Here is a 12,919-nt window from a genome sequence, read left to right on the forward strand (position 1 = left end):
GGGGATGGCGCACGCGCTTTTTTCCGCATGGCTGACTTGTGCTGGCGGCGCTGATCGGCCTGCGCGGTGGCAAGCCAAGGGGGACGCGCTGCATGGCGCGTCGTCCCCTGATGAAAAAACTATGCCAGTTCTTGCGGATTGGCTTGCTTCCACGCTACAAATTGTTTCGTGAAAACCGCGAACAGCGCGTCGTAGATCTCGACCGGATCGTCGTCGAGCACGGGCTCATCGTGACCGTACTGTCCCTGGCGCTTGCCGAACATGGCTTTCAGGTCGGCATTGATCCAGATGCCGTCCATGTGATGGAAGTAGATGGAGGCAAACTGGCGCAGGCCGGGCTCATCCGTCAGGTGGGTGTCCCACAGGCCGCGCGTCAGGCCAAGCTGCACCAGTTGCGACGGCCGCGCTTGCCTGCTGCGCATGGCATCGATGAGTGCATCCTGGCCGGGGAACATGCTGCGCTCGAGCCAGCCGTTTTCCAGCGCCCATTGTACGAACAGGCCGGCGCCGCTGTTATGTTGCTTGGCCGCCTCGGGCGACGCCAGCTCGCGTCCTTGCCTGATCTGCACGCAGGCATTGGTGCGGCCATTGTTCATCCACAACTTGAGCTCGGTGTCGCGCGCGCCATCCAGGGTCAGGGTGCATTCTTTTTCCACCTCGCCATCCTCGTCGACGGTTTCCTTGTAGTGCTGCGGCAGCTTGAGCGCAATGGCGTCCCACAGCGCGTCGCCGTGCACGCCGAACAGGACCGGCTCGCTATAGGCCTCGCCGAGAAACACGCTGTCGAGGAAAGGGCAGATTGCCTTGCTGCTGATCTGCACCGGCGCGTAGTTCGGGTTCAGCACCTTGCGGCTGAACAGAAAGCTGATGTCGGCTTTTTTCGCCGTCAGCCAGATAGTGTCGTCGCGTTTGGCGTTGCCGATGGACTGTGGCGGGGCCTTGCCGAACACCTCTTCGGCGAGCGCGCACAGTTGCGGGTCGGCGGCGGTGCGGCCCACCAGGCTGCTCAGCATCTTGAGACGCTCGCCCATGCCTTCGATATGGTCCAGGTAGCCCGGCGCCATGGCGGGAGCGGCACCGTGCTGGGTTGGCGGTGCGCGCCGTTCGGGAGGGTCGCCTGCGGCGTAGGCGGAAAAATCGAATTGCCCGCTGACGGCAGGCGCGGCGATCTTGCTTTTGTTGAGCCAGGAGGTGAATGCCTTGCGCGCCGCCACTTGCTCTGTCTCGCGCTCGTCGTCGGGGAGATCGATCTCGGTCTCGGTTTCGCCCGCATCAATGGCCAGCAGAAAAGCTTCGAACGAGTCGGCCAGCGTGCGCAGTTCGCCTTCGGAACCGATCAGCACGACAGCAGGCGGCTCGACCGCTTCGCACAGGCCGACCAGGGAACCGTCGGGCAGGCTGAGGAAGGCCCAGGTGCTCGCGCCCCAGCGCTCCATGCCTTCCCAGGCATCGCCGCCGGCCAGGTTTTCCGGGGCCAGTTCGAAATAGCCGAGGTCGCCGTACTCATAGGGTGCCAGCCAAGTGAAGAATTTGGCCATCAGGGCCGGCACTGGCCGGCCGATTTCTTTTTCCCATGCCGCTACGTCAAAATCCATCGATATTCCTGTTCTCTGAAAGCATGTGCAAATGCCGCCGGTCGCGTTGCCGCGCGGCGGGTGTATGGATGCATTGTATGCCCTAAGTCGGCGGGCGCCGATTTAGCTTGCTTCCGGCCCCGGACCGGGCCGGCCGCCTTGACCACATATTCGCTTGCAATACATCGAATTATCCGACCTTTCATGACGTTATATTCGAGTTGTACGATGCTTTTGTGCGACATATAGTGAACCTGTTGACCCAACAGGAGGAAATCATGCGTGTCACTATCCAGGCAAACGGATTCGTACTCACCGAGGCATTACGCTCATACACCGAGCAGCGGCTGTCGATGGCATTGGGCCGGGCCACGATGGGCCGGGCCACGATAGGCCGGGCCACGATAGGCTGTGCCGGCTACGCCGGGCCGTGGTAACGACGCGGCAGGCTAAGCGACTAACGACGATGGAGAGCATCCAATGAACGGTTTAGAAACAATTGCAAGCGCCCCCATGTGGGCAGGGTTTGTCGGCTTCGTGCTGGTTATGCTGGCCCTCGACCTGTTCGTATTCGGGGGCAACAAGGCGCACAAGGTCAGCGTCAAGGAGGCCGGCGCCTGGTCGCTGGTGTGGGTCAGCCTGGCCTTGTTGTTCAACGGCGGCCTGTGGTGGTACCTGAAGGGCACGGTGGGCGCGGAGATCGCGGACCAGAAAGCGCTCGAGTTTTTCTCGGGTTACCTGATCGAGAAAGCGCTGTCGGTCGATAACGTATTTGTGTTCCTGCTGATCTTCACCGCCTTCCAGGTACCCCAGCAATATCAGCGGCGCGTGTTGATCTACGGCGTGCTCGGTGCGATTGTCATGCGCGCCGTGATGATCTCCGCGGGTGCGTGGGTGGTCAGCGAGTTCAGCTGGGTGCTGTACCTGTTCGGTGCGTTCCTGCTCTTTACCGGCCTGCGCATGCTGGTGGCGGTCGACGAGGAACCGGATGTGGCGAATAACCCGATCCTGCGCTTTGCGCGCCGGCACTTGCGTGTGGCCGAAGACGAGCACGGCGAGCGGTTTTTCATCAGTAAAGATGGATTGCGCTATGTGACGCCGCTGTTCCTGGTGCTGCTGTTGATCGAAGTGACGGACCTGGTGTTTGCGGTCGACTCGATTCCGGCGATTTTCGCCATTACGACCGATCCCTTCATCGTGTTCACGTCGAACATGTTCGCTATTTTGGGCTTACGGGCGCTGTACTTCCTGCTGGTGGACGTGGCCGACCGCTTCCACTTGCTCAAGTATGGCCTGGCCATGGTGCTGACCTTTATCGGCGCGAAAATGCTGATCATGCCGTGGTATCACGTGCCGGTACAAGCCTCGCTGGCAGTGGTGGCGGTGCTGATTGCGGCAAGCTGCGTGGCCAGCCTGTTTATCACCCGCAAGGATGACAAGAAGTAAGCACGAAGAAGGAAAGGAGGTCCGGTGCGCCGGGCCTCTTTTTACACGCCCGCATCATTCCTGAGGCGAACGTGCGTGCCAACCTTGGTCGTCAAATCAACATGCCCGCTCACCTCAGTCTCTGACAGCAGGAATTTGCAAATTTTTGCAAAAGGCCATCAGAATTCGAAGCGGTTCATCTTCTTCAGCGTTTCGTCCCATCGACCTCTGGCGAATACCGTCACCGCCTTGTCCTCTTCATCGTCGTCGTGAAAGCCGGTCATCGTGATACCCAGGTTAAAGAGAACGATAAAGCCTACATGTTCGTAAGGCGCGCCATCGAGTTCGATCATCATCTTGAAAATTTTCTTGCTGGGCTCAAGAAAAAGCGGGCGGCCTTGGAATGTCAGTTCAGTCAGTTGCCTGGAAAATCCCAACTCGACCAGTCCGTTGTTCAGCTTGCCATAAGTTAATCCTATGCCAGTTCCAAACCTTCTTTCGTGCCTTTCTCCCAGCATATTTGTTCTTACCACACTCGGAACACCGGCATGCTGGATGACCTCGTCGGGCCTCATACCGAAAAGTAGATCTCCCACGCCAATATAGGATTTGATTTCGTAGTTTGAGCTCATACAATCCTCATTTGAGTAAACCGTTCTTTTCCAGACACTTGAAATACTCAAGCATCTCATGCATCGCCTCGTTATACCTCTTCGGATCGCCAGCTTCGCGTGCCACTCGACGCACGTCATCAATCTCAATTCTCATGGCTTTCCGCCATTCGCCACGCTTGAGCAATTCCCTGATTCTTTCACGGTACGCTTCACCTTCAGCGCCCGCGTTACCGTTGCTTTGAGTTGCCCCATGATCATCAATTTCCATTTGAATCGCCGGCCCCATCTTCCTTTCCAAAGGACTAACCTTGTCCGCTGGCATATGATGTGAATCTTTTTTGTCGCCGGTCGGCTGCGTGGTTTTGCTATGCGCGCCTCCCCTGTACGGCCCCTTGCCGCTACCTTGAAGCAGGTGATCGCACGGACCAGGCTTCCTCTTTTTGACCGTCGTATCCTTCTTCGGGTTCTTGCCGCCGCCAGCTTTTTTGCCTGCGACGCGGCCGCTTTGGGAGCTGCCGCCTGTTTGCCGATTTTAGCCGCTTCCACCGCCTGCGCCGCTGCCTTTGCCTCCTGGGCCGCCTGCGCAGCCTTGACCGCCTGCGCGGCGTCTTCCGCTGCCTTGGCCGCCTTGGCAGCTGCGGCCAGCTTCGCCGCCTCGTCAGCCGCCCTGGCGGCCTTCGCGGCGGTGCCGATGGCCTTGGCGTCTTGTGCGATTTCAACGGCCCCTTTGACAACCCGGCCCGCTGTGGTGACCACCTTCCCACCCGGGATCATGCTGACCGCAGCGATGCCCGCCTCGACCGGGTTTCCTTCGGCCAGGTAAAGCGCTGCATCGAGGCCGCCCGTTATCAATGACAAACCAGGAACGAAGCTGGCCAGTCCTAACCCGCCGTGAACCCACGGACTGACGGCATTCCACGCGGACGTTTCCTTTGCGGTTGCGGGGCCAATGGGGGGATTCGCGCCCTTGCCGCTCGCGTCCACCTTGGTGGTCGATGGCGGGACTTTTGCGACAAATTTGCCTGCGACGGTCATATGGCCCCCGTTTTTCCGGGAAACACGGCGCGACCTTGGCCGGAGGGCCGCTCGTCCGCGTTGCGGCTTGGGTGAATGAACGCGCCCATGTCACCTGGCCAGGTTCATTTCGCACAGATCGCCGTGGCGCACGACCAGCTTTTTCTCGACACGCACGCTTTTTGAACTGCTGGTCGCCCGCACGCGCCCTTTGTTGACGCCGGACTTCATGCCGCCGCCGACGCCCGCTTCATTGCCCGTCACGGTGGTGACGATGCTGTCGCTGAGCAGAAAAACCGGATCGCCATTGAACCTGACGTGCCGCGCCACCTCGATGCTGTTTTCAAGATCGCCAACGATGGGATAGGGAACCGGCACCATGTTCGGCCCCATCGGCGTTTTGCAAATATCGGGAGCGAGCCCGATCACCATGAATGAACTGTCCTTGCGTGCACCGAGTGGCATGGGAACTCCTGGTCGGGTTGTCCTGATACGTCACGATGGAAAAGGGATTGCCACGAAGGCCGGCGCTACGGCCGCTGCGCCTCGCGCATCGACGCCAGGTCGTCCCTGGCGATCATGCGGGCTTCCAGTACGCGTACCGCCGGTTCGACCGCCATGGTGGCGCGCCACACGCAGACGAGGGTGGCCGGTTTGTCGGGCCTGGAATGATCGGGACTGGCGTCAATCACGACGGTGTCCAGCCGCGCCGGCAGTTCGCCCAGCACCCCGCTCTCGAACCGCGCCAGCACGAACGGCAGATGCCCGGGCAGCGTGAAAGTCAGTTCGGTATCGCCGCCGGCGCCTGTTGTCGCGCCGGGTGTGGCGGGCGTACACAGATTGGTGAGCGAGATCGTTTCGTCACCATCCAGATAGGGCGTTACCTGCTGGTCCGGCGCCACGCTGTTCCAATAGCGGAAATCGAAGTCGTGCGGAAGATTGGGATGACGCTCGTCCAGCCATTGCTGGTCGTAGGTGCCGGCGAACGGCAACCGTCCCGCCCACGCCCGGCCAATCACGCCCGAGCCTTGAGGCGCGTAAAGCGCCCCGAAACGTTTAATCCGCTGGTGCGGCGCTTCGATTTGTGGCGCTGCGATGCGATGCGGCTTTGCCGCTTTCAAAAACCATGCCGGGGCATATCCGCAACCGATCGGATTGTCCGGAAAAACCTCGTGAGCGATAGCCGGCACGTCGTCATTTGCCGACAACGCCGATGGCGGTTGCGGAGAACGGCCCGTTAGCCTGGACCGTTTCGGCACCCGCCTGGCCTCGCGCGCGCTCACCAGAATTTTGCGCTCGCCGCCATACGCGTATTCATAGCGCAGCGGCACCTCCACGACCGGCGCGGGTGCAGTCAGTTTCCAGGCCGGCACTGTAAATCCGCGCAGAAGACGCGTCAGCCAATGGCGTTTTCGCCATTCGCGCGGCCCCGTGACGATCAAGCGCTTTTCCAGAATACGGCGCGGCAAGCGGGCCTGTGCCTGCGCACGCGCGCAGGCATCGCGCCACTGGTCGAGCGCAGCGGGTGATGCACTCTGGGCGGGATTGAGGCCGTACGGTTTTGGCGGATACTCCGGTTGTTGCGGCACATCGGTCACCATCAGGCCAACATTGAACGTGGCGCAAGGCCGCATGCGCGGCGCAAACCCATTGGCGATGACGATGATGTCGGTATGCGGCTTGAAAGGCGCAAAGTCCGATTCCTGGCGCACGCTGGAGCGATTGATCTCGCCAAAGTACGCGTCGGTCGCCACCAACGGCGTTTGCTCGTCCGCGAACGCCAGCGTGCCGTCACTGGCGATAACGAAGGTGATGCGGATGACAACCGTGTGGAACAACATATCGCGCTGGTCGACCGAGTCGAACGCGATCGCCGGGAACGGCGTCTCGTTAACAAATTCCATGATGGCGGCGCCTAGTTAATGTCGACGTCTTCGCCGGAAATCTGCACCGGCCCTGTCGCTTCGAAAACGAATTGCGAACCGTTGATCAACACCGTCCCGTCGGCCTTCATGACGAAACTGGCCTTGCCGACCGTGATCGACAATTCATCTCCGGCGCTGATGGCAATCGACTTGCCCACCTTGGTCGTCTGGTTCACGCCGACGACAGTGGCCATGACCATGCCCACGTTCAGGCTGTAACCCAAGCCCACGTTTTCCATCCGTCCAAGCCCCACGTTTTGCATGTACGCCATGCCGATGGTTTCGGTCTTCATCCGCGCCACGTTGACCGACCAGTTCTTGCCGATGCGGTCTTTCCGGTTTTTTCCGACAGTCTTGACGCGGTTACCGCCGATGCCGATCTGTTCGTTCTTGCCCACGGTTTCCGTGCGGTTGTCGCCGATGCCAATCGTCTCGTCATGGTCGACCCGCTCGGTGCGGTTGTTGTGCACCGTGACCGACTCGTCGCGGTCCACCGTTTCGCTGCGGTCGCGCTTGATGTGACTGGTCTCGTCGCGGTCGATGGTCTTGCGGCGGTCGTTGCCGACCCATTTGTCCTCGTCGTGCTCGACTTCGGTCAGTTGATCCTTCTCGGCATGGATCCACAGTTGCTCATGGTCTTTCTTGTCTTCGAAGCGCAGCGCGTTGGCGTGCTCGTAGCTACCGTCTGGCGTCGAACGCGTCAGCACCCCGCTCTGGGTCTTGTTGTCCGGCAGAGTCCACGGCGGCATCGTGTCCGCGTTTGGCACCATGCCCGTGATAATCGGGCGATCGGGATTGCCATCCAAAAATTGCACGATCACTTCGGTGCCGATGCGCGGAATGGATGTCATGCCGAAATGCGATCCGGCCATGGGGTTGCGACGCGGATCCAGGCAGAGCTCTTCTGGTCGTTCTGGCCGACCCGGTCCCAATGAAACTGCACGCGTACGCGGCCGTATTGATCGGTATGGATTTCTTCCTTCGCGGGACCGACCACCGTCGCGGTCTGGATTCCATGAATTTTTGTCTCGACACAATATTCGCCGCGTGGCGCCCGCCATGGAATGATTTTGCGGATCGCCGTCAGACGATTGGCGTAATGCGATGGTGCGCTCTTCTTGACGTGGTAATTATTGCTCGCGCTGTGGTGTACTTCGGTGACCAGGAATTCCCGCGCCTGCTCATCGCCGCCACGCGGGTCGGTGTCGAAATGGCCGCTCAGGCGGAACCAGCGGCCCGGTTGCAGGTAGCGGTTGTTGCCGCTGCCATCGAACTGCTTGCCGGCCGCTTCCATCGCTTCCATCCGCAACTGGGCCAGCTTGCGCGCATCGCCGCTGCCCTTGAAGCCGAACGCCCCGGTATATTCGTACGATTCGATATTGGGCACATCGCCTTGCTGCTGCACGGTCGGCAAGGAGGTGCTCGCCGGCCGTGGCGCCTTGAAGTCGTACGAGGCAAGTACGACTGTACTTTGCATGATCGTGCGCGCGGGCGACCACTCGCCGATGCCGTCTTCCTCCACCGCGCCGGCGTGGCGCTGGAACGGCACCTCTGGATGTCCATCGATCGCTTGCGCGCTGGTCGAATCGTCCGACAGGACCAGCGTGTGTCCTTGTGGCGTGTGTTCGAACCAGTACAGAATGCCGGCATTGACCCAGCGCCGCTCGAGATAATTGCGGTCGGATTCATCGAACTGGCACGCATCCGTCATGACACCGGCCGCGCCCCGCACGCGCCACTCCCACTCGGCCAAGGCGCCGTAATCGCCAAAGATGCTGGCGGTTTGCTGGTACAGGGTCTGGTGATGGAACAGGTAATTGTCCTTGCGCATACCCAAGTAGCTGTACCAGGGTCCCAGCCTGGCTTCGTAGAAGGACAGGCCGCCGTCGACGGTCTTGAGGCCGAAGCTGAACACGCGTCCGGTGAAGTAGCGCATGCTGCCGTCGCCCCTGACCAGTTGCACGCACATCATTTTGCCTTGCAGGTCTTTCAGGGGAATGCCGGTATCGTCGGAAAGCAGTTCCACCGTGAACGTGAACGGGCGCGACAGGCACTCCACGGCATCGATGCTGTTGACGAGCAATTCGCTGCCGGGACTGTCGCCGTTCGGAAACGAGAGCCGCAGGATGCGGTGGTGCTGGCGGTCGTGAAGAAGCCCTTGCAACGTCTGGCGCGCTTCGCCCATGACGATTCCTTTTGTCGGTTGACGATCAACTATTTTCGTTGAGCTCGTCAAGAGCCGACATACGCGGGATCAACAGTCAGGTTTGCAGGTGCGGGAGCGCGCGCCCTGCCGCTGCGGTCACTTGATTCAGCTCAACAGCGTCTTCAACAGCGCTTTCTCGCTATCGGTGAAGTCGGCCACTGTCATCTCCTCATCAAGCAGGATCATGTAGCGGGTCCCGCTGGCCAGCAGGGCGATGGCCACGTTCTGGCTCCACGGCAGGAACAAGGGAGCGTCGCCGTAGCGCAACACATTCACGCCATGCCGCTCGACGCCATCGATATCGGCCGAGAATTTGACGTTGCGATCCTCATCGCATTCGTAGACACGGGCCAGCACCGGCCGCAGCACGACTTCCCGTCCTTGCAGGCGGCTATGGCGGAACTCCTTCCAGGCCTCGCTGCAGACCGCGTACTCAAACAAGACAAGCAGTCCCGCCAGCAGCAGGAAGGAAATGATCCGGTTACCCAGATGCTCGGTTGCGATCGAGGTGGTGATGCGCTCGGGATGCGTGGTGCTGCGCAAGACATCCACCTTGGTGCCGTGGCTGAAACCGAAGAACGAGGTATGTTGCTCCACCGTTAAAACGGCCTCGCGTGCCGGGTCGGGTCGATAGGATATTTTTGCATCGCAACTGATAAACACCATCTTCGAGATCTTGCAGGAGCCGGTCAGATCAGCCTCCGACTCGACGACGACCGAATCGAACCATGCGAGCCGTGCGTCCCTGACGATGTCAGGCAGCCAGAACCAGATGAAGAAGGCGGCTAAGGCCACGCCAAACAGGCTCGAGACTGCTTTCCAGAAGTACTTGCCGCGCACGCCGCTATGGTTGACCTTCCTGGCCCGGACTGGAAATGTTTTCAACAGCAACTGCTGTTTGTCGGCCGGAGAAAGTGTTTCGGGAGCGGGAATGGTCATGCAGGAACCTTTTGCGGAACGGCGACGGGCGGTGCGCGCATCGTTAAGCAAAAGATAATAACATTTATTCAACGCAATTTATATACCTGGCGCCCCGACTGGGCTTGGCGATGTGGAAATGCAACGCGTGGAACAGCGACACCTGCGTCGCCACCGTTACTGCGTATCGATGGCGCCAGCGCCGTGAAAGTCGCGCTGCCACGCTTCCACCTCGCCGGCGTGCGCGGACAGGAAAGCATGCATGCGCGCAAACCGCTTGACCGTCTGGCGGCGGAACACAAGGTGCACCACCGGTTCGACCAGCCAGCGCAGCACGCGCGGACCGGCTTCGATGTTGTAGGTGTAGATCAGCAGCGAGCCGCCGCCGGGGGCGCTCTCGTGCTTCATCGAGGCCGCCCACTTGGAAAAGGGAAAGGACGTGCCGACCATGCGCGCCGCCGCAAGGCGCGGGCGCTGGTAACTGATGAATTCGGTACGCATCGATAACGCACGCAGCAGTCCGCCGCCGGTGCTGGCGCTGACCGCGCCGACCGACGGGCAAGGCGCGCCGCCGTCGACCTCGGTGTGCGAGACCAGGCTGTCCCAGCGCGCCCGCCATTGATGATAGTGAAACACGTCGAACACCACCTCGCACGAGGCCGGCATGGGGAAGACGATGCGCTCATGCGCCATGGCGCACCACCCTATGCGCCTGCAGCCGCAGATAAGTGCAAGGCCGGCGGCCGACGGCGGCACAGCTGGCGTGGTGCTTGAGCACCATGTAAGCGTAGCGGGTGGCACCGGCGCCCTCGTCTGCCATCAAAGTAAAAAACATCTATTTGCGCGCTCTCCACAATGTCATGTCCAATGGGCCAAAGTCTTAGTTTATCGTGCCCGGTGATGCTGAACCGCCGGCTATTGTAGTCGCCATTGCTTTGCGCCATTGATTACTCTTGAGCGCCATCAGCGGTGACTTGACGCGCCCTGGTCCTCACCGGACTGGCCGCATTGCGGGCAATCCTCGCGCACACCTTTGGCTCGCATCAAGCGGGCAAGGCCGGGCAGGCCGCACCATCGGCAATTCCAAGCACTCATCAGGAATTCCCATGAGCCTCGCCGTGTTACGCAGCCGCGCCCTGGCCGGCATGGAAGCGCGCGCCGTCAGCGTCGAAGTGCATCTGGCTAACGGCTTGCCGAAATTCACCATCGTCGGCTTGCCGGACGCCGAAGTGCGCGAATCGAAAGACCGGGTGCAGGCCGCGCTGCAAAACGCCGGCTTCCAGATCCCCGCGCGCCGCATCACCGTCAACCTGGCCCCGGCCGACCTGCCCAAGGAGTCCGGCCGCTTCGACTTGCCGATTGCGATCGGCATCCTGGCCGCCTCCGGCCAGATTCCCTCGCGCGGCCTGGAACGCTACGAGTTCGCCGGAGAGCTGTCGCTATCGGGCGAGCTGCGCCCGATCCGCGGAGCGCTGGCGATCACCTTCGCCATGCAGCGCGAAGCCGGTGCGCATCGTGGCTTCATCCTGCCGCAAGCGAATGCCGACGAAGCGGCGCTGGTGGCCGACGCCGTCATCTACCCGGCCGCCACCCTGCTCCAGGTGTGCGCCCACTTTGCCGCCAGCGATGACGCCTGCCGCCTGGGCCGCCACCAGCCGCGCGCGCTCGCGCGCCTGCCCGACTATCCGGATTTTTGCGACGTCAAAGGCCAGCATACGAGCAAGCGCGCGCTGGAAGTGGCGGCGGCCGGCGCGCACAGCGTGCTGATGGTGGGGCCGCCCGGCGCCGGCAAAACCATGCTGGCGTCGCGCTTTCCCGGCCTGCTGCCGGGCATGAGCGACCAGGAGGCGCTCGAATCGGCGGCGGTGCAGTCGCTCACTGGCGGCTTTTCGGCAAGCAACTGGAAGGTGCGGCCGTTTCGCAGCCCGCATCACACCACCTCCGGCGTGGCCCTTGTGGGCGGCGGCGCGGTGCCGCGTCCCGGCGAAATTTCGCTCGCCCATTGCGGTGTGCTGTTTCTCGACGAACTGCCCGAATTCGACCGGCGCGTGCTGGAAGTGCTGCGCCAGCCGATGGAATCGGGCCGGGTGACGATCTCGCGCGCGGCGCGCCAGTCGGACTTCCCGGCGCGCTTTCAATTGATCGCGGCGATGAACCCCTGCCCTTGCGGCTTTCTGGGCCATCCGTCGGGCAAGTGCGATTGCACCAGCGACGCGGTGCTGCGCTACCAGGGCCGCATCTCGGGGCCGCTGCTCGACCGCATCGATATCCAGATCGAAGTGGCGGCGCTGCAGCCCGATACCCTGCTGGCCGACGCCGACGGTGAACCGAGCAGCGCCATCGCCGCGCGCGTGGCGCTGGCCCACCAGCGCCAGCTGGCGCGCCAGGGCAAGCAAAACCAGGGCTTGATCACAGGAGAAGTGGAAAGGCACTGCCGGCCGGACAAGGCCGGCGAGGCGGTGCTGCGCCAGGCCATGCTGCATCTGAACTGGTCGGCGCGCGTGTATCACCGCGTGCTGAAGGTGGCGCGTACCATCGCCGACCTGGCCGATGCGCCGGTGATCCTGGCCGAGCATGTTTCCGAGGCGATCCAGCTGCGGCGCGGGCTGCGCGAGCCGTGAGGGTCGGGCGGCGATAAAATGCGCAGTCCGCCCGGCTATCCTCGCTGCGCAAGCCGGTCGGCGGATGCCAGGAATTGTCTCGGATTCAGGACAAACCTCGATGCCGCCGATGCCTGCAGCGCATCGCTCACGCATTCCAGCACCGGGGACAGAATGCGCCCGCCCTCGCACAGGACGATGCAGCAGTGCGCGTCGCGGGCTGCGGCGACAACGGCAGCGAGCAGCGCCGCGTTGACGTTGCGGCAATCGAGCCGGACATGCACGCTGTCGTCCCATATCTGGATATGGTCGGTTTTCTCGTCGCCATACATGGTCGCCGCGTCGCTCCACGACGGTGCGCGCGGCAGCAGGCTGTTGGCCAGCATCTGTAGCTGCGTGTTGTCGATACCTTCCCAATAGTTCGGAACAAGCTCGGCCTGATCGAACGATATCTCAAACGCATTATCGGCATCTCCGGGTAGCACGTCGATCATCTGCCCGTGTATTCTGACAATGCCAGCAACCGGCATCACGATCAATCCAAACTGCCAGACAGCCATGCGGCGCTCCTATCGCTTTGTCCAGACGAAAAAACAGCCGGATCAACCGCCGCCTCGCCCCGCAGGGTGGACGGCAGCCGCTC

The 12,919-nt window shown here is 61.7% G+C and carries 13 protein-coding genes; 2 read left to right on the forward strand and 11 right to left on the reverse strand.

Annotated features, from left to right (window positions below):
• Positions 1-119 precede the first annotated feature (119 nt).
• The gene (locus F2P46_RS19715) at positions 120-1,595 is read right to left on the reverse strand and encodes a hypothetical protein (RefSeq protein ID WP_166893283.1); all 1,476 of its coding nucleotides are present in this window, start codon (positions 1,593-1,595) and stop codon (positions 120-122) included.
• Positions 1,596-2,054: 459 nt separating this feature from the next.
• On the opposite strand from F2P46_RS19715, the gene F2P46_RS19720 reads away from it, so the two are divergent.
• Positions 2,055-3,020 (forward strand): TerC family protein, encoded by a 966-nt coding sequence (locus F2P46_RS19720; RefSeq protein ID WP_166893285.1) that lies wholly within the window; start codon positions 2,055-2,057, stop codon positions 3,018-3,020.
• A gap of 158 nt (positions 3,021-3,178) precedes the next feature.
• Here F2P46_RS19720 and F2P46_RS19725 read toward each other — a convergent pair whose 3' ends face one another.
• From F2P46_RS19725 to F2P46_RS19755, 9 genes are all read right to left on the reverse strand, one after another.
• A complete protein-coding gene (locus F2P46_RS19725) occupies positions 3,179-3,631 on the reverse strand; it encodes a hypothetical protein (RefSeq protein ID WP_166893287.1) in 453 nt (150 codons plus the stop codon).
• 7 nt (positions 3,632-3,638) lie between these two features.
• Entirely contained in the window at positions 3,639-3,767 is a 129-nt protein-coding gene (locus F2P46_RS38280) for a hypothetical protein (protein ID WP_267875872.1), read from the reverse strand.
• Positions 3,764-4,648 carry a hypothetical protein gene (locus tag F2P46_RS19730; RefSeq protein WP_166893289.1) on the reverse strand — a complete coding sequence of 295 codons (885 nt, stop codon included), beginning with the start codon at positions 4,646-4,648 and terminating at the stop codon, positions 3,764-3,766. The genes F2P46_RS38280 and F2P46_RS19730 overlap by 4 nt, the downstream gene beginning before the upstream one ends.
• 90 nt (positions 4,649-4,738) lie before the next feature.
• The gene (locus F2P46_RS19735) at positions 4,739-5,092 is read right to left on the reverse strand and encodes a DUF4150 domain-containing protein (RefSeq protein WP_166893291.1); all 354 of its coding nucleotides are present in this window, start codon (positions 5,090-5,092) and stop codon (positions 4,739-4,741) included.
• A 65-nt stretch (positions 5,093-5,157) separates the two neighbouring features.
• On the reverse strand, positions 5,158-6,531 hold the full coding sequence (locus F2P46_RS19740) for a DUF2169 domain-containing protein (RefSeq protein ID WP_166893293.1): 1,374 nt from the start codon (positions 6,529-6,531) through the stop codon (positions 5,158-5,160).
• A gap of 11 nt (positions 6,532-6,542) precedes the next feature.
• The gene (locus F2P46_RS37770) at positions 6,543-7,403 is read right to left on the reverse strand and encodes a type VI secretion system Vgr family protein (RefSeq protein WP_229509358.1); all 861 of its coding nucleotides are present in this window, start codon (positions 7,401-7,403) and stop codon (positions 6,543-6,545) included.
• Positions 7,400-8,737, reverse strand: coding sequence for a type VI secretion system tip protein TssI/VgrG (locus F2P46_RS37775; protein ID WP_229509359.1), 1,338 nt, complete (start codon positions 8,735-8,737; stop codon positions 7,400-7,402). Before F2P46_RS37775 ends, F2P46_RS37770 begins: the two co-directional genes overlap by 4 nt.
• A 126-nt stretch (positions 8,738-8,863) precedes the next feature.
• Positions 8,864-9,697, reverse strand: a complete 834-nt coding sequence (locus tag F2P46_RS19750; protein ID WP_166893295.1) for a hypothetical protein — start codon at positions 9,695-9,697, stop codon at positions 8,864-8,866.
• 156 nt (positions 9,698-9,853) lie between these two features.
• Positions 9,854-10,369 (reverse strand): SRPBCC family protein, encoded by a 516-nt coding sequence (locus tag F2P46_RS19755; protein WP_166893297.1) that lies wholly within the window; start codon positions 10,367-10,369, stop codon positions 9,854-9,856.
• Positions 10,370-10,782: 413 nt separating this feature from the next.
• Between F2P46_RS19755 and F2P46_RS19760 the strand changes: the two genes are divergently transcribed.
• A complete protein-coding gene (locus F2P46_RS19760) occupies positions 10,783-12,297 on the forward strand; it encodes a YifB family Mg chelatase-like AAA ATPase (RefSeq protein ID WP_166893299.1) in 1,515 nt (504 codons plus the stop codon).
• A 35-nt stretch (positions 12,298-12,332) separates the two neighbouring features.
• On the opposite strand, the gene F2P46_RS19765 is transcribed toward F2P46_RS19760, so the two are convergent.
• Positions 12,333-12,836 (reverse strand): hypothetical protein, encoded by a 504-nt coding sequence (locus tag F2P46_RS19765; protein WP_166893301.1) that lies wholly within the window; start codon positions 12,834-12,836, stop codon positions 12,333-12,335.
• Between the last annotated feature and the right edge of the window lie 83 nt (positions 12,837-12,919).

The organism is Massilia sp. CCM 8734 (assembly GCF_011682155.1).
Classification (GTDB): Bacteria; Pseudomonadota; Gammaproteobacteria; order Burkholderiales; family Burkholderiaceae_D; genus Telluria_A; species Telluria_A rubra.